General features: G+C 60.6%; 24 protein-coding genes. 8 read left to right on the top strand and 16 right to left on the bottom strand.

What is annotated here, in order from left to right:
• Positions 1 to 171 precede the first annotated feature (171 nt).
• Positions 172 to 879 carry a hypothetical protein gene (locus C9411_RS08915; RefSeq protein ID WP_063989662.1) on the top strand — a complete coding sequence of 236 codons (708 nt, stop codon included), beginning with the start codon at positions 172 to 174 and terminating at the stop codon, positions 877 to 879.
• A gap of 100 nt (positions 880 to 979) precedes the next feature.
• Here the strand turns inward: C9411_RS08915 and C9411_RS08910 are convergent, their stop codons facing one another.
• The gene (locus C9411_RS08910) at positions 980 to 2374 is read right to left on the bottom strand and encodes an MFS transporter (RefSeq protein ID WP_107226898.1); all 1395 of its coding nucleotides are present in this window, start codon (positions 2372 to 2374) and stop codon (positions 980 to 982) included.
• A 231-nt stretch (positions 2375 to 2605) separates the two neighbouring features.
• Between C9411_RS08910 and kdgR the strand changes: the two genes are divergently transcribed.
• Positions 2606 to 3397, top strand: a complete 792-nt coding sequence (kdgR, locus tag C9411_RS08905; protein WP_107226897.1) for a DNA-binding transcriptional regulator KdgR — start codon at positions 2606 to 2608, stop codon at positions 3395 to 3397.
• A gap of 46 nt (positions 3398 to 3443) precedes the next feature.
• Here kdgR and C9411_RS08900 read toward each other — a convergent pair whose 3' ends face one another.
• From C9411_RS08900 to phnR, 5 genes are all read right to left on the bottom strand, one after another.
• Positions 3444 to 4247 (bottom strand): ABC transporter permease, encoded by an 804-nt coding sequence (locus tag C9411_RS08900; protein ID WP_063989665.1) that lies wholly within the window; start codon positions 4245 to 4247, stop codon positions 3444 to 3446.
• 2 nt (positions 4248 to 4249) lie between these two features.
• Positions 4250 to 5113 (bottom strand): 2-aminoethylphosphonate ABC transporter permease subunit, encoded by an 864-nt coding sequence (phnU, locus tag C9411_RS08895; RefSeq protein WP_107226896.1) that lies wholly within the window; start codon positions 5111 to 5113, stop codon positions 4250 to 4252.
• A gap of 1 nt (position 5114) precedes the next feature.
• Positions 5115 to 6239 (bottom strand): 2-aminoethylphosphonate ABC transport system ATP-binding subunit PhnT, encoded by a 1125-nt coding sequence (phnT, locus tag C9411_RS08890; RefSeq protein ID WP_233221896.1) that lies wholly within the window; start codon positions 6237 to 6239, stop codon positions 5115 to 5117.
• An 8-nt stretch (positions 6240 to 6247) separates the two neighbouring features.
• Positions 6248 to 7258 (bottom strand): 2-aminoethylphosphonate ABC transporter substrate-binding protein, encoded by a 1011-nt coding sequence (locus C9411_RS08885; RefSeq protein WP_107226894.1) that lies wholly within the window; start codon positions 7256 to 7258, stop codon positions 6248 to 6250.
• A 174-nt stretch (positions 7259 to 7432) separates the two neighbouring features.
• Positions 7433 to 8152 (bottom strand): phosphonate utilization transcriptional regulator PhnR, encoded by a 720-nt coding sequence (gene phnR / locus C9411_RS08880; protein ID WP_049198574.1) that lies wholly within the window; start codon positions 8150 to 8152, stop codon positions 7433 to 7435.
• Between the two features lie 155 nt (positions 8153 to 8307).
• On the opposite strand from phnR, the gene phnW reads away from it, so the two are divergent.
• Both phnW and phnX read left to right on the top strand, forming a co-directional pair.
• Positions 8308 to 9411, top strand: a complete 1104-nt coding sequence (phnW, locus tag C9411_RS08875; RefSeq protein ID WP_063989668.1) for a 2-aminoethylphosphonate--pyruvate transaminase — start codon at positions 8308 to 8310, stop codon at positions 9409 to 9411.
• Positions 9412 to 9420: 9 nt separating this feature from the next.
• On the top strand, positions 9421 to 10230 hold the full coding sequence (phnX, locus tag C9411_RS08870) for a phosphonoacetaldehyde hydrolase (RefSeq protein ID WP_063989669.1): 810 nt from the start codon (positions 9421 to 9423) through the stop codon (positions 10228 to 10230).
• A 62-nt stretch (positions 10231 to 10292) separates the two neighbouring features.
• Here the strand turns inward: phnX and C9411_RS08865 are convergent, their stop codons facing one another.
• The 4 genes from C9411_RS08865 to C9411_RS08850 all read right to left on the bottom strand — a co-directional run bounded on the left by C9411_RS08865 (position 10293) and on the right by C9411_RS08850 (position 14850).
• Positions 10293 to 11684 carry an L-cystine transporter gene (locus C9411_RS08865; RefSeq protein ID WP_063989670.1) on the bottom strand — a complete coding sequence of 464 codons (1392 nt, stop codon included), beginning with the start codon at positions 11682 to 11684 and terminating at the stop codon, positions 10293 to 10295.
• A gap of 181 nt (positions 11685 to 11865) precedes the next feature.
• On the bottom strand, positions 11866 to 12414 hold the full coding sequence (locus tag C9411_RS08860) for a metal-dependent hydrolase (RefSeq protein ID WP_107226892.1): 549 nt from the start codon (positions 12412 to 12414) through the stop codon (positions 11866 to 11868).
• Between the two features lie 425 nt (positions 12415 to 12839).
• On the bottom strand, positions 12840 to 13505 hold the full coding sequence (gene hxpB, locus C9411_RS08855) for a hexitol phosphatase HxpB (protein ID WP_049198577.1): 666 nt from the start codon (positions 13503 to 13505) through the stop codon (positions 12840 to 12842).
• 64 nt (positions 13506 to 13569) lie between these two features.
• A complete protein-coding gene (locus C9411_RS08850; RefSeq protein WP_107226891.1) occupies positions 13570 to 14850 on the bottom strand; it encodes an HdeD family acid-resistance protein in 1281 nt (426 codons plus the stop codon).
• Positions 14851 to 15035: 185 nt separating this feature from the next.
• Here C9411_RS08850 and C9411_RS08845 point away from each other — a divergent pair, with 185 nt between their 5' ends.
• The gene (locus tag C9411_RS08845; RefSeq protein ID WP_063989672.1) at positions 15036 to 15596 is read left to right on the top strand and encodes a YniB family protein; all 561 of its coding nucleotides are present in this window, start codon (positions 15036 to 15038) and stop codon (positions 15594 to 15596) included.
• Positions 15597 to 15631: 35 nt separating this feature from the next.
• Here C9411_RS08845 and C9411_RS08840 read toward each other — a convergent pair whose 3' ends face one another.
• The 6 genes from C9411_RS08840 to ghoS all read right to left on the bottom strand — a co-directional run bounded on the left by C9411_RS08840 (position 15632) and on the right by ghoS (position 20716).
• Positions 15632 to 16501 (bottom strand): fructosamine kinase family protein, encoded by an 870-nt coding sequence (locus C9411_RS08840; RefSeq protein ID WP_004931452.1) that lies wholly within the window; start codon positions 16499 to 16501, stop codon positions 15632 to 15634.
• Between the two features lie 238 nt (positions 16502 to 16739).
• Positions 16740 to 17594, bottom strand: coding sequence for a metal ABC transporter permease (locus C9411_RS08835; protein WP_107226890.1), 855 nt, complete (start codon positions 17592 to 17594; stop codon positions 16740 to 16742).
• Positions 17594 to 18454 carry an iron/manganese ABC transporter permease subunit YfeC gene (gene yfeC / locus C9411_RS08830; RefSeq protein WP_063989674.1) on the bottom strand — a complete coding sequence of 287 codons (861 nt, stop codon included), beginning with the start codon at positions 18452 to 18454 and terminating at the stop codon, positions 17594 to 17596. Before yfeC ends, C9411_RS08835 begins: the two co-directional genes overlap by 1 nt.
• Entirely contained in the window at positions 18454 to 19344 is an 891-nt protein-coding gene (locus tag C9411_RS08825; protein WP_063989675.1) for a manganese/iron ABC transporter ATP-binding protein, read from the bottom strand. The genes yfeC and C9411_RS08825 overlap by 1 nt, the downstream gene beginning before the upstream one ends.
• Positions 19341 to 20285, bottom strand: coding sequence for a metal ABC transporter substrate-binding protein (locus tag C9411_RS08820; RefSeq protein ID WP_063989676.1), 945 nt, complete (start codon positions 20283 to 20285; stop codon positions 19341 to 19343). Before C9411_RS08820 ends, C9411_RS08825 begins: the two co-directional genes overlap by 4 nt.
• A gap of 131 nt (positions 20286 to 20416) precedes the next feature.
• Positions 20417 to 20716 carry a type V toxin-antitoxin system endoribonuclease antitoxin GhoS gene (gene ghoS / locus C9411_RS08815; protein ID WP_107226889.1) on the bottom strand — a complete coding sequence of 100 codons (300 nt, stop codon included), beginning with the start codon at positions 20714 to 20716 and terminating at the stop codon, positions 20417 to 20419.
• Between the two features lie 109 nt (positions 20717 to 20825).
• On the opposite strand from ghoS, the gene C9411_RS08810 reads away from it, so the two are divergent.
• The 3 genes from C9411_RS08810 to C9411_RS08800 all read left to right on the top strand — a co-directional run bounded on the left by C9411_RS08810 (position 20826) and on the right by C9411_RS08800 (position 24308).
• The gene (locus C9411_RS08810) at positions 20826 to 21491 is read left to right on the top strand and encodes a transglycosylase SLT domain-containing protein (protein WP_107226888.1); all 666 of its coding nucleotides are present in this window, start codon (positions 20826 to 20828) and stop codon (positions 21489 to 21491) included.
• 307 nt (positions 21492 to 21798) lie between these two features.
• Positions 21799 to 22524: a gluconate 2-dehydrogenase subunit 3 family protein gene (locus tag C9411_RS08805; protein WP_049198584.1), complete on the top strand. Its 726-nt coding sequence runs from the start codon at positions 21799 to 21801 to the stop codon at positions 22522 to 22524.
• A 2-nt stretch (positions 22525 to 22526) separates the two neighbouring features.
• A complete protein-coding gene (locus tag C9411_RS08800; RefSeq protein WP_025302609.1) occupies positions 22527 to 24308 on the top strand; it encodes a GMC family oxidoreductase in 1782 nt (593 codons plus the stop codon).
• Positions 24309 to 24314: the final 6 nt, after the last annotated feature.

The following is a 24314-nucleotide window of genomic DNA, read 5'->3' as shown; positions in this document are numbered from 1 at the left end:
TCAGGAGGAGGTTGCTGATTCAATCGTTAGATTTCGCGATTTGAATACGGCCTTTCCGCCTCTCTCGGTACGCTAGCCGCTGCAGGCGACCATGCCTGACGCCTTCGCTTGCTTGGTTTGGGAAGCTCATGCTATATGCTTTGGCACCATAACGTCTGTCCCTGAGGCCCTATGAAAATCAACGCTCTTCCCTTGCTCGGCTGTGATGAGGCGCTGGCGCGCCTTACCATATTGGCGGGCGGCGTCGCCGATGCGTCTGCGGCGTTGTTAAACCGGAATGGTTACGATTCTGAACAGCCAGCTATACGCTGGCATTCAGGCGACCTGCACCTCCCATCGTTTTTCCCAGACGAGGACGATAGGCACGATTACGATTATCTGGTCGTAGAGGGAAATTTGATCGTAGAGGGGTGCATGGCGGTGTCACCCCAGCGAGAGGATGGCGGCATCATTGTGCTGGGGCGGCTGCAGTCGGATACGCTGATTTGTTTGGGCGAGCTGCTCGTGCGTGACGATGCCCGCATACGCCATGCCTATTGCAGCTCTGGAAACGACGGCGCGTTTGTGGTGGGGGGAAGTCTGGCCGTGCTCACCCTGGTAGAAACGGGGGAATTTATCCATGTACATGGCGATCTCGACGCGCGATGTCTCGCCTCATTGCAGAACTTCGTTCAGGTTGACGGAGAGACGCGCTGCGACTGTCGAATCGACAGCGCGCAGTCCGCTGAACCGATCACGCGCATGTTCGCTTCATACCTGCTGAAGGCCTTTGAGGGGGAGGATAACGACGGCCAACACATTGTTGGCTGGTATCCGGATGACGATGCCTATTTAGCGTGTTTGCAACAAGGCCGCAGCCCTTTGAGGAGCGGCGACTGACGCCAAGCGTATCACACCTGGCGCAGCGTGATTCAGGCCGGCCGCATTGCTGGAACCGCCAGCTTTAGAATCGATGGGGTTTCGGCTGTTTCTATGGCCGCTATTTCACCTCGCGGCTCGGCTGCGCCGTTTGCGACGTCGATTGGGTGATGCGCAGGCTGCTGACCGCCGCCGCCAGGGTGGCGAACACGCCGGCCAGGATCAGCGAAGCGTGGGTGCCGGAGGTGGGGAACAGGTTGAACATCAGCGCCACCAGCGCAGCCCCCGAGGTTTGCCCCAACAGGCGGGCGGTACCCAGCATGCCGCTGGCGCCGCCGCTGCGGTTGCGTGGCGCGGCGGAGATGATGGTGTGATTGTTGGGCGACTGGAACAGGCCGAAACCGGCGCCGCACAGCACCATGCGCCAGATGATGTCCCCATTTGACGGATCTGCAGGCAGCAGCGCCAGCGAGAACAGCCCGAGCGCGAACACCGCCAGCCCAATGCAGCCCAGCAGGCCGGCGTGCACGCGTTCCACCAGCAGGCCGGCGATCGGCGCCATCACCACGATCGCCAGCGGCCACGGCGTCAACAGCAGCCCGGTAGCCACTTCGTCGCGGCCCAATGCGCTTTGCAGGAAAAACGGTAGCGACACCATCGCCAGCATTTGCGCGGCGAACGAGCAGATTGAGGTGCCCATCGACAGGGCGAAAATGGGGATACGCAGCAGGTCGACCGGCAGCAGCGGAAATTCCTGACGCAGCTGGCGGCGCACGAACACCGCGCCAATCGCCAGCAGCGCGGCGATCTCGCTGAAGATCAGCGTCAGGCTCTGGCCCTGAGCGAAGCCGCTGATGGCGGTGATCAGCAGGCCGAAAGTCAACGCGTTCAACACGGCGCTGGTGGGATCGAAACGGCGGTTATCGCTTTTTTGGCCGTTGGCCGGCAGGAATTTCATCCCCAGCAGCAGTGCGACGATACCGATCGGCAGGTTGATGGCGAACAGCCATTGCCAGGATGCGACCGACAGGATCGCCGCCGCCACCGTTGGCCCGGCCGCTGAGGAGCAAGCGACGATCAGCGAGTTGATGCCCATGCCGCGGCCGAGAAAACGCTGCGGGTAGATGATGCGGATCAGCGCGGTGTTGACGCTCATGATGGCGGCGGCGCCAAAGCCTTGCAGCACGCGGGCGATGGTCAGCGTGAGCAGCGAGTCGGACAGGGCGCAGAACAGCGAGGTGATGCTGAACACCAGCAGCCCGGCCAGATAGATGCGGCGATAGCCGATCAGATCGCCGAGCGACGCCAGCGACAACAGAGACACGGTGATCGCCAACTGATAGGCGTTAACCACCCAAATGGAGCTGGCCGGGCTGGCGTTGAGATCGCGCGCGATGGTGGGCAGCGCCACGTTGGCTATCGCGCCATCGAGCACGGATACGGTAATGCCAAGGGCGATGGCGAGGATCGCCCCATAGCGTTGCGGGACGGGGAGGCCGTCGGAACAAGGACGCATGTGGGTCTCAGCGGTATTTATTCAGGGGAGTATTATCATGCTAATCATATTTGCCCGTGATTGCATGCCTCGTGTCCGCTTAATTGTAAACGGCGGTGAGCGGAGCTGTGGTTATCCATTTGGCTTCAATCGCTTAGCGTTCGGCCGCGTTGCGCGCCGCGATCTGTTCCGATTATACTGAAACCCTTGTTTAAATTTCCTGAAACAAAACCGTTAAGTAGGGTATTCACCATGGCTAACGCAGATTCAGACAAGCAACCGGATGCCGTCTCATCCGTGATGAAAGTGTTCGGCATTTTGCAGGCGCTCGGCGATGAGCGCGAAATTGGCATTACCGAACTGTCCCAGCGGGTGATGATGTCCAAAAGCACCGTTTACCGCTTTTTGCAGACCATGAAAGCGCTGGGATACGTCTCGCAGGAAGGCGAAACGGAAAAATACGCGCTGACGCTCAAGCTGTTCGAGCTGGGCGCCAAATCGCTGCAGAACGTCGATCTGATCCGCAGCGCTGACGTGCAGATGCGCGAGCTGTCGAACCGCACCCGCGAAACCATCCACCTCGGCGCCTTGGACGAGGACGGTATCGTCTATATCCACAAGATCGACGCGATGTACAACCTGCGCATGTATTCGCGTATCGGTCGCCGTAATCCGCTGCACAGCACCGCCATCGGTAAAGTGCTGCTGGCCTGGCGCGATCGGGATGAGGTGGCGCAGATCCTGTCGCAGATTGAATTTACCCGCAGCACCGAGCATACCCTGACCAGCGCCGCCGAACTGCTGCCGGTGCTGGAGCGGGTGCGTGAGCAGGGATACGGCGAAGATGCCGAGGAACAGGAAGTGGGGATCCGCTGCATCGCGGTGCCAGTGTTCGATCGGTTCGGGGTGGCGATCGCCGGGCTGAGCATTTCTTTCCCGACGCTGCGCTTTTCCGAAGCGGCGCGGGAGGAGTATGTGGCGCTGCTGCACGTCGCCGCCCGGCGCATCAGTGAACAGCAGGGCTATCACGACTACCCGTTCTGACCCTTCGCTTCGATGAACAAGGCGCTGCCATGGCAGCGCCTTTTTGCTATTTTGCGCCCGGCGTCAGCCGCTGCGCAATCCGCTCCAGCACTAACATCAGCAGCAACGTGGCCGCCACCAGGATCATGGTCAGCGTCGCGCCGTTGGCGATGCTGCCGCGATCGGTCAGGCTGAAGATAGTGACCGGCAGCGTCGCCCAGCTCGGTGGGTAGATCATCATGGTCGCACCCAGTTCACCCATTGACAGCGACAGGCTGAGAGCGAAGGCGGAGATCATATAGGGAGCGATCATCGGCAGGGTGACGTGACGCAGGCGAAACAACGGCGAAGCGCCCAGGCTGGCGGCGACGTTTTCGTAATCGCCAGGCAGCCGGGTCAGCCCGGCCATCACGTTGCCGAAGGTGAAGGCAGAAATCAGCACGAAGTGGGCGACGGGCACGATCAGGAAGGTGCCGTTCATCTGCAGCGTCCCCTGGCTGAACGCCACCAGCATCCCCAGACCGATAGAGACCGAAGGCACCGCGCTGGGAATGAAAAACAGCGTGCTCAGTAGCCGTTGGCCGCGCCCCTGATAGTGGCGCAGCGCCAGCGCCGCCCAGGTACCGCACAATAACGCGAACAGGCTGGCGCTGAAACCGATAGCCAGGCTGGCGACCAGCGCGTCCCAGGAGGCGCCGCTGAAGGCCTGACGGAAATGGCTGAGGGTGAAGCCGCTCGGCAGCACGCCGTTCCACTGTTCGCTCAGGCTGGACATCAGGATCACCGCCAACGGCAGGCAGAAGAACAGGGCGAACAGCGTGACCGCCAGCGTGCAGGTCAGGGTGCGGCCGGTGCGAGACCAAATCAACATCGTCAGTTCCTCTGCCCGGCGCGCGCCGCGGCGTAGCGGTAAAGGGAGAACAGCCCGAGCGACAGCGCGATATTCACGACGGCGATCGTGCAGGCGACGGCGTAATCCGATTCCAGAATCGCTTTGGCGTAGACCATCATCGGCAGCGTGGCGACCCCCTTGGCGCCGATAAACAGCACGATGCCGAATTCATTGGTGGTCAACAGCAAACACAGGCTGCCGCCGGCCAGCAAGGCCGGCAGCGCGGCGGGCAAAATCACCTGGCGCACCACGCGCCCCGGCCGGGCGCCGAGGATGCTGGCGGCTTCGAGCTGGCTGCGATCGATCTGCGACAGCGCCGCCATCAGCGGGCGCATCACCAGCGGCGTAAACACGGTGATTTCCGCCAGGATCACGCCCCAGATGGAGTAAAGAAAGTCCACCGGCGGCAGAGTAAAACCGAAGGCCGCCATCAGCGTACCGTTCAGCAGGCCGGCGGAGCCGTAGATAAAGGTGAAGGCCAGCGTGATCAGGAAGGTCGGCATGGCGATAAAGGTATCGATCACCTGGGCGATCAGGCGGCTGCCGGGGAACGGCGTGAACACCAGCAGCAGGGACAGCAGGGTGCCGAGCACCAGGCAGCCCAGCGTCGCCAGCAGCGCAATCTGCAGCGTGTTGAGCAGGGCGCCGACAAAGCGTCGGGATTCGAACACCTGTTGCAGCGTGGCGGCGCTGAACAGCCCCTGATCGTCGGTAAACACCTGTTTGACGATCAGCGCCAGCGGATAGAAAAACAGCGTCGCCAGCACCAGCAGCGGCAGCAGGACCCACAGGCGGCGCGGCAAGCGCAGCCGCTGAGCTGGGCGAATAAGCGTAGAGTCAGTCATGTCAGTCCTCGATCAGTACCGCGTCATCGGGGGCGAAATAGAGCGGCACACGCTCGCCAATTTGCGGCATCCGGTTGCGATGGGTGGTGACCACGCGCAGCGGATGGCCTTGCGCGTCGAACTGCAGGTGCGTCAATTCCCCCTGCCAGTGAATATCGCGCAGTGTGCCGATGAGGCAGTTGCTGCGCTGGGCGTCGGCATCGAGCGCGATATGCTGCGGCCGAATACACAGCAGTTTGTCGAAACCGCGTTGTGCGCCATAGGTAAAGCAGCCGATCACTTTGCCGGCGCAGCTGACGGTGGTCATGCCTTGCCCGGTAGTGGTCTCCAGCGCGGTGGCCGGCAGCAGGTTGGCGCGGCCGAGGAACTCGGCGGCGAAGCGGTTCGTGGGATGATGGTACAGCGCGCGGGTCTCGCCGTGGGCGATCAGGTGGCCGTCGCGCATGATGCCAATCTTGTCCGCCAGCGTCAGCGCTTCGCCCTGATCGTGGGTGACGTACAGGATGGTCAGGTCAGGCAGCTCGCGGTGCAGGCGGGCGATCTCCTCCACCATGCTGTGGCGAATTTGCGCGTCCAGCGCCGACAGCGGTTCATCCAGCAGCAAGACTTTGGGGCGCACCGCGATGGCGCGGGCGATCGCCACGCGCTGCTGTTGGCCACCGGAGAGCTGGCTGGGATAGCGCTTGGCGTAGGCGGACATGCCGACGATGGCCAACGCCTCGTCGACGCGTTCGGCGGTGAGGCCGCGCGGCTTGCCCTGCGCGCGCAGGCCGAACGCCACATTGTCTTCGACGCGCATATGCGGAAACAGCGCGTAGTTCTGTACCACCATGCCCAGACCGCGCTCATAAGGCGGCACGTCGGTGACATCGACGTCACCGATGGCAATACGCCCGGCGGAGGGCTGCACGAAGCCGGCGATCGCCCGCAGCACGGTGGTTTTGCCCGAACCGGAGGGGCCGATCAGCGCCAGCACTTCGCCGGGGGCGATGGTGAGCGTCAGGGGTTTCAGCACCTCGGTGCCGCGGTACGACACGCTGACGCGGTCGAGCTGAATGCCCGACGGCCCGGCGATGTCCTGGCTGCTATCCCGCGCCTCGGCGCGGGAAGAGAGGGTAGAAGGCATCGTCAGCGTCATTCGGTCACCTGGTGCCAGCGGGAGATATCGGCGGACAGGCTGTTCACCACCTGATTCCAGTCCGGCGCCCAGATGTCCACGCCTTTCAGCACCGCCTGCGACTGCGTGAAGTTATCGTCGGTCGGGGTGACGTCCTTACGCACCGGCATGCCGTAGGAAATGGCGCTGACGCTGCTCTGCGCTTCTTTGCTCAACAGGAAGTCGATCAGCTTTTTGCCGTTGGCGCTTTGCGGCGCGCCTTGCACCAGGCCGACATAGTAAGGCAGCACCAGCGTGCTGCGCTTGCCGTCCGGCCCGGCCGGCCAGAACACCTTCACGTTCGGGTTGCTGCGCATCTGCGCCAGGTTCATCTGCAGATCGCCGTTGGCTACCAGCAGCTCGCCTTTATTGACCAGCGCGGTCAGCTTGCCGGTGGAGGCCGAAGGGCCGACGTTGTTGCTTTGCAGCTTGCCGAGGTAGTCGAAACCGGCGTCTTTGCTGCCGAAGCTGTGAAACGCCTGCAGCATCACTGCGGTGCCGTCACCCGCCTGGCCCGGCGTGGAGTACTGCAGCTTGTTGCGGAACTGCGCGTCCAGCAGCTGTTGATAGCTGGCGGGCGCCTGCGGCAACAGCTTGGCGTTATAGATGAAGCTCAGGTAGTTGTTCACCAGCGGCACGAACTGCGGCTGGGCGTCGGCGATCTGCGCCGCATCCTGCGGGGTGAAATCCTGCAGCAGTTTTTCCGCGGCGGCGCGCTGGATGAACGGCGGCAGCGTCACCAGCACGTCGGCCTGCGGGTTGCTGCGCTCTTTCGACAGCCGCTCGACGATGGCGCCGGAACCGCCTTCGACGTACTGCACCTTGATGCCGGTTGCCTGAGTGAAGGCGTCGAACTGGGTTTGATACCAGCTGTGATCGCCGTCGTGCAGCCCATCGGCGGAGTAGACGGTCACCACCGCGTCGGCGGCCCAGGCCGGCGCGGCGCCGAGTGCGATGGCAGTCATCACGACCAGACGAGAAAGTTTCATAGCTTCAGCCTCACTGTTGCGGGTTAATGCGAAACTGGTATACACCAGATATGCGGTCAAGCTAATCGACGAATATGACAAACAAATGAAAGCGGCAAAATATATTTGCCGGCAACGAGGATTGGGCGTGGGAGAGAAAAGGGGGCGGCAGGTGCAGCCCCGTCATGCTGGGGGTTAAAGCGTATCGACTTCGATGCGCAGGCTGTCGTGGCGCCAGTATTCGATATCGAAATCGAGAATGCGGCCGTGCTGATCGTAATTCAACCGGCGCAGCAACAAGGCGGGCAGGCCGACCATGGCGCCGAGCGCGTTGGCGGCGCGGTAAGGCAGGGCCGTCGGATAGAACGACAGATGCATGTTGCTGTAAATCAACGCGTAATGCTGTTGATAGACCTCGGTCAGGCTGCCGTTGAGATCGTGGCTGAGCAGTTCCGGCACCCGCTGCGGCAGGCAGTGGTTTTCGCAATAGCAGATAGCGCGGCCGTCGGCGTAGCGCACGCGGCGTAGCAGATACACCTGATCGAACGGTTCGAGCGCCAGCGGCTGCATCACGTCGAGCGGCACCGTGGTTTTTTCGCCGGACAGCAGCGCGGTGCGCGGCGTGCGGCCCTGCTCCTGGCAGAGGCGGTGGAAGTTGGTGTTCTGCGTCGGATCCAGCCACAGCCGTTCCGGCGTGACGAACCAGCCGCGGCGATCGGCGCGGTAGATGGCGCCGGTGGCCTCCAGCTGCGCCAGGCTCTCGCGAATGGTGACGCGGGTGGTGGAGAAGATGGCGCACAGCTCGCGCTCCGAAGGCAGCTTGTCGCCCGCCTGCAGCGCGCCGCGGGTGATGCGCGCCTGAAGCTGATCCTTGATCTGCAGGTAGTGGGGCATATCGCCCTGATGTTCTTTCATTTCATCTCGCTATGGCATCGGCCCGACATTCCGGCACGCGCTTATTATACATAGCCAGATGAATTTTTTGTTTCACCGCGCTTTGTCGTTTGACCGGGGAAGGAATTTGCCGCCACAATGCCCGCAATCTGGTATAGACCAAATAGGTGAATAACATGTCCGATCGTAACTACCTGCTGTTGACACCCGGCCCGTTGACCACGTCGAAAACGGTAAAACAGGCGATGCTGTTCGACAGCTGCACCTGGGATGAAGATTACAACCTGGGCGTGGTGCAAAGCATCCGCCAGCAGTTGGTGGCGCTGGCGACGCCGTCCGCCGGCTACACCTCGGTGTTGCTGCAGGGCAGCGGCAGTTTTGCGGTGGAAGGCGTGCTGGGCACGGCCATCGGCCCGCAGGACAAGCTGCTGATCGTCAACAACGGCGCCTACGGGGCGCGGATGATCGAAATGGCGCGGCTGATGGATATCGACCACCACGCTTTCGACTGCGGTGAGGTGAATGAGCCGGACGTGGCGGCGATGGAGGCGGTGCTGAAAAGCGATGCGCGTATCAGCCATATCGCCATGGTGCACTGCGAAACCACCACCGGCATGCTCAACCCGCTGCAGAAGGTCGCCGGCCTGGCGGCGCGCAACGGCAAGACCTTTATCGTCGATGCCATGAGCAGCTTCGGCGGCATCCCGCTGGATGTGGACGCGCTGGGCATCGATTTTCTGATCAGCTCCGCCAACAAATGCATTCAGGGCGTGCCGGGGTTCGCTTTCGTCATCGCCCGCCGCAGCGAGCTGGAGAAATGCGCCGGCCGTTCACGCTCGCTGTCGCTGGATCTGTATGCCCAGTGGCGCTGTATGGAAGACCAGGCCGGCAAATGGCGTTTCACGTCGCCGACCCACACCGTGTTGGCCTTTGCGCAGGCGCTGAAAGAGCTGGAACAAGAGGGCGGCATTGCCGCGCGCCACCATCGATATCAAACCAATCAGCGGCGGCTGGTGGCGGGCATGCGCGACCTGGGCTTTGAGACTCTGCTCGATGAGGCGTTGCATTCGCCGATCATCACCGCGTTCTATTCGCCTAAGGCCGACACTTATCGCTTCGCCGAATTTTATCAGCGCCTGAAGCAGCAAGGGTTTGTGATCTATCCCGGCAAAGTGTCGCAGAGCGATTGCTTCCGTATCGGCAACATCGGGGAAATTTACCCGCAAGATATCGAACGTTTGCTGGCGGCCGTCGGGCAGGCGATGTACTGGAATCAATAAGGATTGACCATGAAACAGATCAACGCAGTGATCCTCGACTGGGCCGGCACCACGGTGGACTTCGGTTCCTTTGCGCCAACGCAGATTTTTGTCGAGGCGTTCAAGCAAACCTTCGATATCGACATCAGCCTGGCGGAAGCGCGTATTCCGATGGGGCTGGGCAAATGGCAGCACATCGAGGCGCTGGGCAAGCTGCCGGCGGTCGACGCGCGCTGGCGGCAGAAGCTGGGCCGCTCTATGAGCCATCAGGACATCGACGCGCTGTATCAGGCGTTTATGCCGCTGCAAATCGCCAAAGTGATCGATTTCGCCGATCCCATCGAGGGCGTGCCGCAGGTGATTGCCGGGCTGCGCGAACAGGGCATTAAAATCGGCTCCTGCTCCGGTTATCCGCGTGCGGTGATGGAGGTGCTGGTGCCCGCCGCCGCGCAGCGCGGCTACGCGCCGGATTACTGGGTTGCCACTGACGATCTCGCGGCCGGCGGGCGGCCAGGGCCGTGGATGGCACTGCAGAATGCGATCGCGCTGGGCATCGATGCGGTGGCGCACTGCGTGAAGGTGGATGACGCGGTGCCGGGCATTCATGAAGGGCTGAACGCCGGAATGTGGAGCGTCGGATTGGCGCTGTCCGGCAACGAGTTCGGCGCGACCTGGCAGGAGTATCGCCGGATGGCGGCGGCAGAGATCGAGCAGCGCCGCACGGCGGCCACCGATAAACTGTACGCGGCGGGCGCGCACTATGTGATAGACACGCTGGCGCAATTGCCGGGCGTGATCGCCGACATCAACCGGCGGCTGGCGAACGGCGAGCGGCCGTAACGACCGAACACGGGGCATAAAAAAACCGGGGATAATCCCCGGTTTTTCGTTTTGAGACGGCGTTAACGGTGAGCCAATTCGACTTCGTCTTCGCTGTCCATCACGGCTTTGTCGGTTTGTTTCATCAGCTGGCTGGTGATGGTGCCCGCCGCCATGGAGCCGTTGACGTTCAGCGCGGTACGGCCCATGTCGATCAGCGGTTCGACCGAGATCAGCAGCGCGACCAGCGTCACCGGTAGGCCCATCGCCGGCAGCACGATCAGTGCGGCGAAGGTGGCGCCGCCGCCCACGCCCGCTACGCCGGCGGAGCTGATGGTGACGATGCCGACCAGGGTGGCGATCCACACCGGATCCAGCGGGTTGATGCCGACGGTCGGCGCAACCATCACCGCCAGCATCGCCGGGTAGAGGCCCGCACAGCCGTTCTGACCGATGGTGGCGCCGAACGACGCCGAGAAGCTGGCGATGGATTCCGGCACGCCCAGGCGGCGGGTCTGCGCTTCCACGTTCAATGGAATGCTGGCGGCGCTCGAGCGGCTGGTGAAGGCGAAGGTGATTACCGGCCACACCTTGCGGAAGAACTTCATCGGGTTAACGCCGGTGAAGGCCAGCAGCACAGCGTGCACCACGAACATGATGGCCAGGCCGATGTACGAGGCCACCACGAAGCTGCCGAGCTTGACGATGTCGTGAATATTGGAACCGGCGACCACTTTGGTCATCAGCGCCAGCACGCCGTACGGCGTCAGTTTCATGACCAGGCGCACCAGCTTCATCACCCAGGCCTGCAGGGTGTCGATAGCGACCAGCACGCGCTCGCCTTTCGGCTTGTCGTCTTTCAGCAGCTGCAGCGACGCCACGCCGAGGAAGGTGGCGAAAATCACCACGCTAATGATAGACGTCGGGCTGGCCCCGGTCAGATCGGCGAACGGGTTTTTCGGAATGAACGACAGCACCATCTGCGGCACGGTCAGGTCGGCCAGTTTACCCACGTAGTTGGTCTGGATCGCCGTCAGGCGCGCGCTTTCCTGCGCGCCCTGCACCAGGCCTTCGGCGGTCAGGCCGAACAGGTTGGTGACCAGCACGCCCACCAGCGCCGAGATCAGCGTGGTGAACAGCAGCGTACCGATAGTCAGGACGCTGATTTTGCCCAGAGAAGAGGCGTTGTGCAGCTTGGCCACCGCGCTCAGGATCGAGGCGAACACCAGCGGCATGACGATCATTTGCAGCAGTTGCACATAGCCGTTGCCGACGATGTTGAACCAGCTGATGGATTCTTTCAGTACCGGGTTGTCGGCGCCGTACACCAGCTGCAGGCCCAGGCCGAACACCACGCCGACCACCAGGCCGACCAGCACTTTTTTCGCCAGGCTCCATTGCTTGTGGCGGGTTTGCGCCAACAGCAACAGGAGCGCGACAAACACCAGCACGTTAATCACGAGCGGAAGATTCATCCCCAATGTCTCCAATAATCTTTCTTATAAAAACGACTACGCATCACGTATGTCGCGATGTAAATATCGTAACAGTTTGCCGAGTGGCCTACTTATATCCAAATGGAATTTGATATAGCTTTTTGTGTGTTTTTGTTCGTTTTATATACATGAAGGTGATGAGTTGAGCGGATTTTTGTGATCAGAGTCTAATATTTCTGATTTGCTCGACATAGGATTGCACCGGCAGGGTGAAATCACCTTGCCAACAGATGGCAAACGCCACCAGGCACAGGCACAGCACGCGCTCGAGCTGATTGCCTTTTTGCGAGTTGAGCAGCGGCAGGCGAAAACGCCAGCGGCATGGCCACAGCAGCGGAACGCCGGCGGGAGTGAGCATATCGGCCAGCAGATGGCTGAAGTAACCGATGATCATGGCGTGCAGCGCGTCGGCCGGGATCGGCCAGCTGCGCGGCACGTCCAGTTGGAACAGCGCCATGCCGCCGGCGATCGCCAGCAGGCTATGGGTGAAGCCGCGGTGGCCGAAGGCGCGGGCGATGGGCAGGGCAATCCAGCGCAGACGCTGACCCAACAGCGATTTAGGGTGATCGATGTCCGGCAGCAACGAGGTCAGCAGCGCGGCGGGTATGATGTGCCACCAGTCGCCGGTAGCCAGCTCTGGCGTGACTTCCGCCTTCTTGGCGAAGATCGCGCAAGCGACAGAGAAAATAAGATGTCCTTCCGCGGTCATGCTGTTGCGATTCCGGCTGGTAAACTGTTAATTTATCCAGTATATGGGAAAATTCCCAGTAGTGGAAGCAGTTACCCTGTAACCAATTGTTTATTTTTCCCGGTTTTACAACGGCTTGTTACGGCAATGCGTAACAAATCATCGATTTTGACGGGTGAGAATAAAAAGCGGGCGATAGGCGGTGCAGAACGGAGAGAAACGAAGGCGGTTTTCAGTGTGCGGCGGCGGGAGGAAGCGGCGGCCGCGAAGAGCGCTGCGTGGCAGTGACAACGCTACGCGGGCCGTCGCTTTCCCTGCCGCCCAGCATAATAACAACAGCATGCCAATTCAATAATAATGAAACACTGTTTCGTTTGTTTTGCAGCACGGATCCCTTTTATGCCGTAGAGCCGCAAAGCTAGGGCGCCGGTGGCCGACGCCGCAGGTCAGGCAAAATGGGCGGGGGTGAGCTGTTCCAGGGTCTCCAACTGGTGGTCCGCCAACGCCCAGCGCGGATCGTGGCGGTATTCGGCGGCCGGGATCACGATGGAACGCATGCGCGCGGCCTTGGTGGCGATCATGCCGTTAAAGGAGTCTTCCAGCGTGATGCAGCGCAGCGGATCGCTGCCCAGCCGTTCGGCGGCGATCAGGTAGACCTCCGGGTGCGGTTTGCTGTACGGCAGGTATTCGGCGGAAACCAGCTGATCGAAGTAGCCCTCAAGATCGAACATCTTCAGCACCTGCTGTTGCATGTGCAGCGGCGAGGCGGAGGCGAGGCCGATATTCAGCCCCTGCTCGCGGCATAGCTCCAGCGCCTGGCGGACGCCCGGCAGCAGCGGGCGTGTCTCGTGCACCAGCTCGATGGCGCGCTCGATAATCCGCGCCGACACCTCATCGAGCGAAACCCCTTGCCAGGGCATCGCCTGGTACCACATCTTCACCACCAGATCGATGCGCAGCCCCAGGGTGTCCGGCAGTTTGTGGCGATCGGACAGATCCAGACCCAACGCGCCGAAGATATCCAGCTCGGCCTGCAGCCACAGCGGTTCCGAATCGATCAACAAGCCGTCCATATCAAAAATTGCGGTTTCAATGCGTTGCGAATAAGCCATTAACGGTTAACTCCTGCCGGCGCGGGTGAATGTGCCCGATACTCTATCATCGCCGGTGGCGAGACTAAAATCTTTGCCTGCGCGTTTGGCTTTTGCCAAAGCGAAGGATATTCCACATCTCGCGCAACTTTAGCCACCAGCGTTGGTGTTGACGCTCGGTGACCTGTTGCAACATGCGCGCATAGTCCAGTACCAACCCCGGCGTCCAGGTCATGCTTTCGCCACGGCTGCGCAGTACCGCCAGCATCCACAGGTTGGGATCCAGCACCAGTAACAGAAAACGGCGCCACAGATGTTTATCGCCCAGCACGCCCTCCAGCGCACTGTCGAGCGCGCCGATGACCGTGGTGGAACAGTTGCGCCGGGTCAGGTTGTAAGTTGCGTCCTGCCGATACCGCAACCAGAATGCGCGCAGCGCCACCGGGTTATAGCGATAGAACTGAATTTTCTTGTCCGGGGGGCACCAGGCGGCGATCTCGCCCGACAGGTCGGGCAGGAAACGTCCGTCGACGTTGTTCTGTTCGCCGGCATGCAACAACTGGCGGAAATCCTGAACGGAATGGCTGATGTCGTTGAGGGGGTAGTGACTGATATACACATCCGGCGCAAGCGCCAGGGCGGCATGACCGGTGGAGATATTGCCACCGTCGTCGACCGCCGCGATGTATCGGTCGACGATGTAACGCCGACGCGGATCTTTAGCCGCACCAATCGGTGTCCAGACATACACCGTGAGCGGCGCAGCCTCATCCGCCGGGTGCGGAGGCTGCCGGGTTGGGTGCTGATTCAGAGAAAAGCTTGTCAGTCTCCGGGCGATACGCAATAAAGCCCAGCCGGAAAGCACCATCATTACACCGAGGCAAAAGGGCACCGTCATCCGATGCGGCGCCGGCCAGCCGACAAAAATCATCAACGAAAGCAGGATCTCGCCGCCGCCCGCCAGCGCCACGGTTTTCCATCGGCTGTGTTGAATCACCGTAGAGGAGGCGATGCGCACGGCGCCGTCGAGCAGCAGCGCGCTGCCAAACACCACGGTGGCGACGATGTTATCGTCTGCGGGCACGTCCAACATTAAAAAGGCCATAAACACGAAGCCCAGCCCCTTAAGCAGCACCGGCCGGCTGGCCGAAGAGCCGATCACCAGCGCGGCGGATATCGCCACCAGCCCCTCCAGCGCCAGGATGATCGCCAGCGCATCCAGCGCCAGTACGGACCGGCCATCCTGCAGGATGTCGAACAGCATCAGCGCCCCTGCGGCTATCCACAGCCAACCGAACAGCACCAGCAGGCGGCGCTGGCCGTGCAGCGCCTGCGCGCCCAGCAATAAGATAATCAGTCGAATCATGACGGCCTCTGACTTAACGGATAACGTTATCTCTTCAATGATAGTGCGCGAACGTCGTTAAGCAGTTGATTTCGGCGAATTCGGCTAAGCTTGTAGCACAGCGGGAATGAAGAAAACGGTGGGCGAGTTTCGCCAACTGCAGGTAGACTTAGCCGATTCGGTTACGTCGCTAACAAGGGGAACACATGACGTATCAACAGGCCGGGCGTATCGCCATTTTGAAACGCATTCTGGGATGGGTAGTTTTTATTCCGGCGTTGCTGTCGACGCTGATTTCCGTGCTGGGCTTTGTCTATCAACACAGTGAAAAAACCAAGGGCATCAACGCGGTGATGCTGGATTTTGTCCATGTGATGGTGGACATGGTGCGTTTCAATACGCCGTTCCTGAATCTTTTCTGGTACAACTCGCCGGTGCCTGATGTGGATAAAAGCCTGTTCAGCGGCGCCAATCTGATGTTCATCATCATCTACATACTGATCTTCGTCGGGCTGGCGCTGCAGGCTTCCGGCGCGCGCATGTCGCGCCAGGTCAAGTTCATCCGCGAAGGGTTGGAAGACCAGATGATCCTGGAGCAGGCCAAGGGCAGCGAAGGACACACGCGCCAGCAGCTGGAGGCGCGCATCACGCTGCCACACCACACCATCTTCCTGCAGTATTTCCCGCTGTATATCCTGCCGATCGTGATTGCGGTGATCGCCTGGTTCGTGATCCGCCTGTTGGGGCAATTGGCCGGCGCGGCCTGAGCCATGAACGGGGCGCCGAGCGGCGCCCCGGAACGTTACGACGCCTCGGGTTGCAACAGCGCTTCCACCGCGCGTTGCGCAGCCACCAGATGCTGGCCGCCGAACAGGTTGCTGCGGTTGAGCAGGTAGTACAGCTGATACAGCGGCTGGCGCTCGATAAACCCGGCACCCAGCGGCCACACGCTCTGATAGCCGTCGTAGATCTGCGGCGGCAGTTCCGGATACAGCGGCAGCATCGCCAAATCGCACTCTCGGTCGCCCCAGTAACTGGCCGGGTCGAACAGAATCGGCCCGTGGGCGGTCATCGCGCAGTTGCCCGGCCACAGGTTGCCGTGCAGCAGGGAAGGCTGCGGCTGGTGGTGCTGCAAGCGCAGATACACCCGATCGACGATGTCGTCGATGTCACCGAAGGTCATGCCTTTCTCCGCCGCCAGCTGCAGCTGCCAGCCGATGCGCTGCTCAGCGAAGAATTCCGACCAGCGGCGCTGCCAGGCATTGGGTTGCGGGGTGGTGGTCAGATCGCTGTCGAAGTCGAGACCGAACTGCGGTTGCTCGCTCCACTGGTGCAGGTGCGCCAGCTGCTGGCCCAGGCAGTAGGCGCCGTGGGCGTCGAGGGGTTTCAGCTGCTGATACTCCAGCAGCAGGAAGCTGTAGTCGCGATCGCTGCCGACGCCGTACACTTCCGGCACCCGCACGCTTTTGCTGCGCGCCAGCAACGCCAGCTGATCGGCCTCGGCGGTGAATATCGGCAGTTGTTCACGGGCGTCGCATTTCACGAACACCTCGTTGTCACCGTAACTCACGCGCCACGCCGGGTGAATGTCGCCCCCGGGCAGTTCAATCCTTTCGCGTATCTCTGCGCTGCCAAGATGTTCACTTAACAGACGGCTAACGGCTTGCCACATGGTATTTCCCCCTCTGTGCTGCCTGATAATTCATTAGGTTAGCGTCTTTCCCGTGGTGAAAACACGACGCGGCGCACAGCCGGCGTCAAAGGTGGCGATTTTTTCAGCGCCTCGCCAGCTCAAAGTATATACCCTATTGATTAATTTAAGCGCAATACCGGTTGCAACTTGATGACAACGGATAAGCGAGCAGGGGAAACAGGATGCGGCGGGGATCACCGCCGCATCAGAGGGGCGCTTAACTGCCGCTCAGGGCGGTTTGGTTACGCTGTAACGGACGCAATTTACTGTACAACAAAGCGATAACGAACAGCACGGCTTGCACAATGACGATGCAGGGCCCGGTGGCGCCGTCGATGTGGAAACTGATCAGGGTGCCGAGCACGCAAGAGAACACCGACACCACCGTCGCCACCATCAGCATGCGATCGAAGCGGCGGCACAGCATAAAGGCGATGATGCCAGGGGCGATCAGCATGGCGATCACCAGGATCACCCCCACGGCCTGCAGCGAGGCGACGATGGTCATCGCCAGCAGGCACAGCAGCCCGTAGTGCAGCAGCTTGACCGGCAGGCCAATCACCCGCGCATGATGCGGATCGAAGCAGTACAGCATGAAGTCTTTGCGCTTGAGCAGCACCACCGCCAGGGTGATGCTGGCGATCAGCAGGGTTTGCTTCAGCTCGCCGTCGGTAATGCCCAGCATGTTGCCGAACAGAATGTGGCTCAGGTGCTGGTCGGTGTCGATGCGCGAGAACAGCACCAGGCCGAAGGCGAACATGCCGGAAAAGACGATGCCCATCACCGTGTCTTCTTTTACCCGGCTGTTCTCTTTCAGGTAGCCGGTGGCCACCGCGCAAAAGATGCCGGAGAGGAACGCGCCGATCGCCAGCGGGATGCCGACCACGAACGCCACCACGATGCCGGGCAGCACCGCGTGCGAGATGGCGTCGCCCATCAGCGACCACCCTTTGAGCACCAGATAACAGGAGAGCACGGCACACACTACGCCGGTGACGATGGCGGCGACGATCGCCCGCTGCATGAACGGGTAGGCGAAGGGTTCGCTGAGCAGTTGGTAGAGCGTGTCCATCAGCGGCCTCCGGTTTGTGACTGTGCTACGCGACGTTTTGCCGCCAGCAGGCCGTGTTTCGGCGCGAAGAAGAACGCCGCCAGGAACACCAGCGTTTGCAGGGTGACGATCACGCCCCCGGTGGCGCCGTCGAGGAAGAAGCTCAGGTAGGCGCCGACGCCGCTGGTCAACGCGCCGATGATGATGGCGATGATCACCAGCCGGCTGAAACGGTCGGTCAGCAGGTAGGCGGTGGCGCCCGGGGTGATCACCATGGCGATCACCAGAATGGCGCCGACGGTTTGCAGCGCGGCGACGGTGCAGGCGCTGAGCAGGGTGAAGAACAGGATCTTAAGCCGCAGCGGCGACAGGCCGATCGACACCGCGTGGCTTTCGTCGAAGAACACCGCCAGCAGGTCTTTCCATACCAGGCACAGGATCAGCAGCGAAACGCCGATGATGATTTCCACCTGCAGCACGTCTTCGTCGGCGATGCCGAGGATATTGCCGAAGATGATCGACTGTACGTTGACCGAGGTGGGGTTGAGCGACACGATCAGCAGGCCGACGGCGAAGAAGGTGGAGAAGATAAAGCCGATGATGGCGTCTTCGCGCAGCCGGGTGATATGGCGCACCAGCGTCATCGCCAGCGCCGCCAGCATACCGGTGAAGAAGGCACCGGCGGCGTAGGGTAGGCCGAGGGCGTAGGCGCCGGCCACGCCGGGCACCACCGAGTGCGACAGCGCATCGCCCATCAGCGACCACCCTTTCAACATCAGGTAGGCGGACAGGAACGCGCAGGCGGCGCCGACGATGGCGCTGACCCAGATGGCCTTCACCATATAGTTGTAACTGAAAGGTTGCAGCAGAAGGTCCAGCATCAGGATTGTTTCTCCCTGGCCTGGCTGTTGGCCGGCGGATCGCTCTTGGTATGGCCGTAGAACACCGCCGGGCGCTCATCGTCGGTCAACACCGTAACGGTGCGCGGATCGTTGTCGTCGTGCAGATCCGGACCGGAGAGGTTAATATGGCGCAGCACGCCGCCGAATGCCTGCTCCAGGTTGCTCTGGGTGAAGGTGGTCTCGGTCGGGCCGGCGGCCAGCACTGTGCGATTGATGAGGATCACCCGATCGCAAAACTCCGGCACGCTGCCGAGGTTGTGGGTGGAGACCAGAATCAAATGCCCCTCGTCGCGCAATGCGCGCAGCAGCTCGATAATGGCATTCTCAGTTTTCACATCCACGCCGGTGAACGGTTCATCCAGCAGCAGCACGGTGCCCTGTTGCGCCAGCGCACGCGCCAGGAACACGCGCTTCTTCTGGCCACCGGACAGCTCGCCGATCTGCCGGCTGCGCAGCTCGCTCAGGCCGACGCGTTCCAGCGCCTTGTCGACCCGCAACCGATCCTCGCGCGAAGGAATGCGCAGGAAATTCATCTTGCCGTAGCGGCCCATCATCACCACGTCTTCCACCAGCACCGGGAAGTTCCAATCGACGTCTTCGGTCTGTGGCACGTAGGCGATCAGGTTCTTTTTCAGCGCGTCCGCCACCGGTTTGTCGCTGAGCGACACCCGGCCGGCGGTGGGCCTGACCAGGCCCATGATGCTTTTGAACAACGTTGATTTACCGCTGCCGTTGACGCCGACCAGCGCGCAGATCGAACCGCCGCCCAGGGTAAAGCTGGCGTTGTGAATGGCAGTGTGTCCGTTGTTGTAGGTCACGGTGACGTCGTCCACGTTCAATTCAGGGCGGACAAACGGTTCATGGGTCATTGATCGAATCCTTTGGCGATGGTTTGCACGGTGGTGTTAAGCAGGTCGATATAGGTCGGCACCGGGCCGTCGCGGGTGGACAGCGAATCCACGTACAGCACGCCGCCGTATTTGGCGCCGGTTTCTTTCGCCACCTGCTTGGCCGGCTTGTCGGAAATGGTGCTCTCGCTGAACACCACCGGAATATGGTGGGCGCGCACCGCGTCGATCACCCGGCGCACCTGCTGCGGCGAACCTTGCTCATCGGCGTTGATCGGCCACAGATAAACCTCTTTCAGCTGATAGTCCTGCGCCAGGTAGCTGAAGGCGCCTTCGCTGGTCACCAGCCAACGCTGTGCGGCCGGAATGCGCGCCAGGCGTTCGCGCAGCGGGGCGTCCAGCGCGCCGATTTTCTCTGCGTAGGCTTTGGCGTTGCGGTTATAAGTTTCCGCATGGGCCGGATCGTGCTCCACCAGCGCTTTGCGAATGTTCTCGATGTACACCAGCGCGTTGCTTGGCGACATCCAGGCATGCGGGTTCGGGTTGCCGTTATACGGCCCTTCGCGGATCGGCAGCGGGGTGATGCCTTCGGTCACGACCGCCGCCGGCACCTGTTTGATGTTCTCGAAGAAGCGCTGGAACCAACGTTCCAGGTTCATGCCGTTCCACAGGATCAGGTCGGCGTGCTGCGCTTTGACGATGTCGCGCGGAGTCGGTTGATAGTCGTGGATCTCGGCGCCCGGCTTGGTGATGGATTCCACCACGGCGGCATCACCCGCCACGTTCTGGGCAATGTCCTGAATGATGGTAAAGGTCGTCACCACGCGCAGCTTTTTTTCCGCCAGCGCGTTTTGGCTGACCAAGGCGGCGCCGAGCAGCAGGCAGGCGAGCGTGAAAGGGCGTAACAGTGCGGCAGCGCGGGAAGGACGACTGCGGCGAAAAGCACAACTTATCAATGGCATGATGACGTCTCCTGGTTCAAATGAAAATGATTATCAATATCAATTGAAGCGAAGTCAAGCGTCACTTGCCCACCGCCGGCGGGGTATTTCTCCAACTGAAAAAATAATACCGTCCGGGGAGTTATAGCATTTTATGTATCAGTATGTAACCGCTGAAGGTAGTCCTCACAGGCGCATATCGTCACCTCCGGCTGTTTTCCCAATGCCAACTGCCCGAATCCCTGCGCCAGATGCTGTACATCCTCTTGATCCAGAACGGTTATGAACGCAAAACTGTTGCTGCCGAGCTCATGGTGAACGCCATTTTCGTCTGTCACCGACGTGACAAAACCTTCGCGCGTCAATTGCCCGGTCAGCTTCGCCAGGTCGGTTAATCCTTCTTCCTGATAGCGAAAAGTCACCACAAAGCAGTTTGTTGCAGATTGACTCATAAATCACCTCTTGGTATATGGATACCTTGAGATTAGCCCAAAAAATTACTGCAGGTGTCCTTACAAGTTGTATATGCTACGCAACTCATTGAAAGGAGTGAGGGATTCTGTGAAAACAAAAATAGGTTGCCTTACGGCAATTTTGCTTTTGTCGGGGTGCGCCAAAGACCCGCAAACGGCAAGCAATATTTCAGGCAGTGGCACAACGCGCGGCGGTTGGTTAAAAACCCCTCCGCAGGCACCGGTAAACCGCACAGGCACCCCGGTTGCTTATAACGATTACATTCGTCAGGCCGCCAGCAACTACGGCGTTGACGAAACGCTGATTAAAGCGATTATTCAGGTGGAGTCCGGGTTTAACCCGAACGTGGTCAGCACCTCGAACGCAGTGGGATTGATGCAGCTTAAGGCTTCTACCGCCGGCCGCGACGCCTATCGCATGAAAGGACGAAACGGGCAACCCAGCTCGCGTGAGCTGAAGGATCCGGCGGTCAATATTGATCTGGGAACGGCCTATATCAATATTCTTCAAAGCCAGCAGCTAGCCGGGATCAACAACCCACAGACCCTGCGTTACGCCACCATCGTTTCGTACGTGAACGGGGCGGGCGCCATGTTGCGCACCTTCTCCTCGGACAAGCGCGTGGCGGTGAATCGCATCAATCAGATGAGCCCGGACGAGTTTTATCAGCACATCCAGAAAAAGCACCCGGCGCCGCAGGCGCCGCGCTATTTGTGGAAGGTGACCACCGCCTACCAGGCGATGTCGCAGTAACCCTCTTCCTTGTCGAATCGGCCGCTGAACGCGGCCGATTTTGTTTCCGGCGCCGTTCCAGTGCGCGACCTACTTCTCATTTTTCGTTATTTCCTCACCGCTTATCGGAAAAACCGCACGAAAAGTTAAATTTACGTTAGCGGATAAATCTTTACGTTCATTCAATAAGTTACCGGTAACATTTTTGCGTTTGAACGCATTGTGACCTTCAATAAATATACAAATAAGTAACAAATTATTTTAAAAACCCGTATCGATCGCAAGGTTGCGGTTAAATAGTTGTGACTATCTTTGGATGGAATGTGACATGTCGAATCATAAAACCAACAATTCGCGGCGCGATTTCTTGTTGAAATCGATGACCTTAATTCCTGCGGCGGTAATTGGTGGCAGCGGCGTTGGCGCGCTGACGGCACCGACACCGGCGGTCGCGGCCTCGAACACCTCAACGCAGAACGATTATCAACCGACCTTTTTCACCCCGGAAGAGTGGGCCTTCATCAAGGCCGCTGTCGCGCGCCTGATCCCGGCCGACGAACGCGGCCCCGGCGCACTGGAAGCCGGCGTGCCGGAGTTTATCGATCGTCAGATGAATACCCCGTACGCCACCGGCTCCATCTGGTACATGCAGGGGCCGTTCAACCCCGATGTGCCGAAAGAGATGGGCTATCAGTTGCCGCTGGTGCCCAAGCAAATCTACAACCTCGGCATCAGTGACGCCGATGCCTACAGCAAGAAAACCGCCGGCAAGCCCTTCGCCGAACTGGATGGCGCGCAGCAAGACGCCATGCTGCAAAAGTTCGAGTCCGGCGAGGCGGAGTTCCAGCAGCTGCCGTCGAAACTGTTCTTCTCCTATCTGCTGCAAAACACCCGCGAAGGTTTCTTCAGTGATCCTATCCATGGCGGCAACAAAGACATGGTGGGCTGGAAGCTGATTAATTTTCCGGGCGCGCGCGCCGATTTTATGGACTGGGTTGAGCGAGGGGAGCGTTATCCCTTCCCGCCGGTCTCGATTCGTGGGGAGAGGGGCTAACCATGGCAACGGTAATGAAAAAAGTAGACGCGGTGATCGTCGGCTTCGGCTGGGTGGGCGCGATCATGGCCAAAGAGCTGACCGAGGCCGGCCTCAACGTGGTGGCGCTGGAGCGTGGCCCGATGCGCGACACCTATCCAGACGGGTCTTATCCGCAGGTGATCGACGAGCTGACCTATAACATCCGCCGCAAGCTGTTCCAAGATCTGTCGAAAAGCACCGTCACCATTCGGCATAACAGCAGCCAGACCGCGGTGCCTTACCGCCAGCTGGCGGCGTTCCTGCCGGGCACCGGCGTCGGCGGCGCCGGCCTGCACTGGTCGGGCGTGCATTTCCGCGTCGATCCGATCGAACTGCGCATGCGCAGCCACTATGAAGAGCGCTACGGCAAAAACTTCATTCCGAAGGACATGACCATCCAGGACTTCGGCGTGACCTACGACGAGCTGGAACCGTTCTTCGACAAAGCGGAGAAAGTGTTCGGCACCTCCGGCACCGCCTGGACCATCAAAGGGCAGAAAGTGGCGCAGAAGGGCGGCAACCGCTTTGCGGCGGATCGCTCCAGCGACTTCCCGCTGCCGGCGCAGAAAAATACCTACTCCGCCCAACTGTTCGAGAAAGCGGCGCTGGAGGTGGGTTATCACCCTTACAACCTGCCGTCCGCCAACACCTCGGACTCTTACACCAACCCGTACGGCGCGCAGATGGGCCCGTGCAACTTCTGCGGTTTCTGCAGCGGCTACGCCTGCTACATGTATTCCAAAGCTTCGCCGAACGTCAACATCTTGCCGGCGCTGCGCATGGAGAAACGCTTCGAGCTGCGCACCAACGCCAACGTGCTGAAGGTCAATCTGACCGACGACAAGTCCCGCGCTACCGGCGTGAACTACGTCGATGCGCAGGGCCGCGAGATTGAACAGCCGGCCGATCTGGTGATCCTGGGCGCGTTCCAGTTCCACAACGTGCACCTGATGCTGCTGTCCGGCATCGGCAAGCCTTACGATCCGGTGACCGGCGAAGGCGTGGTCGGGCGCAACTTCGCCTACCAGAACATGACCACCATCAAGGCGTTCTTCGATAAAGACGTGTTCACCAACCCGTTCATCGGCGCCGGCGGCAACGGCGTGGGCGTAGACGACTTCAACGCCGATAACTTCGACCACGCCAAAGAAGGCTTCGTCGGCGGTTCGCCGTTCTGGGTCAACCAGGCGGGCACCAAGCCGATCTCCGGCCTGCCGACGCCTCCGGGCACCCCGGCCTGGGGCAGCAAGTGGAAAGCGGCGGTGGCGGATGCCTACACCCACCACGTTTCGATGGACGCTCACGGCGCGCACCAGTCGTACCGCAACAACTATCTGGATCTCGATCCCAACTACAAGAACGTCTTTGGCCAGCCGCTGCTGCGCATGACGTTCGACTGGCAGGAAAACGACATCAAGATGGCGCAGTTCATGTACGACAAGATGGCGCCGATCGCCAAGGCGATGAACCCGAAACTGATCGCCGGCAGCCCGAAAAACGCCAACAGCCACTTCGACACCACCAGTTACCAGACCACCCACATGAACGGCGGCGCGGTAATGGGGGAAGATCCGAAGACCAGCGCGGTCAACCGCTATCTGCAGAGCTGGGACGTGCACAACGTGTTCTCGATCGGTGCATCGGCCTTCCCGCAGGGGCTGGGCTACAACCCGACCGGCACCGTGGCGGCATTGGCTTATTGGTCTGCCCGCGCTATTCGCGAGCAGTATCTGAAAAACCCAGGCCCATTGGTGCAGGCATAAGGACGG

The sequence above is a fragment of the Serratia sp. Nf2 genome, from assembly GCF_003028435.1.
In the GTDB taxonomy this organism is placed as follows: domain Bacteria; phylum Pseudomonadota; class Gammaproteobacteria; order Enterobacterales; family Enterobacteriaceae; genus Serratia; species Serratia marcescens_L.
The sequence above is the reverse complement of the archived record's forward strand: the minus strand, read 5'-3'. Positions and strand labels throughout refer to the sequence as shown.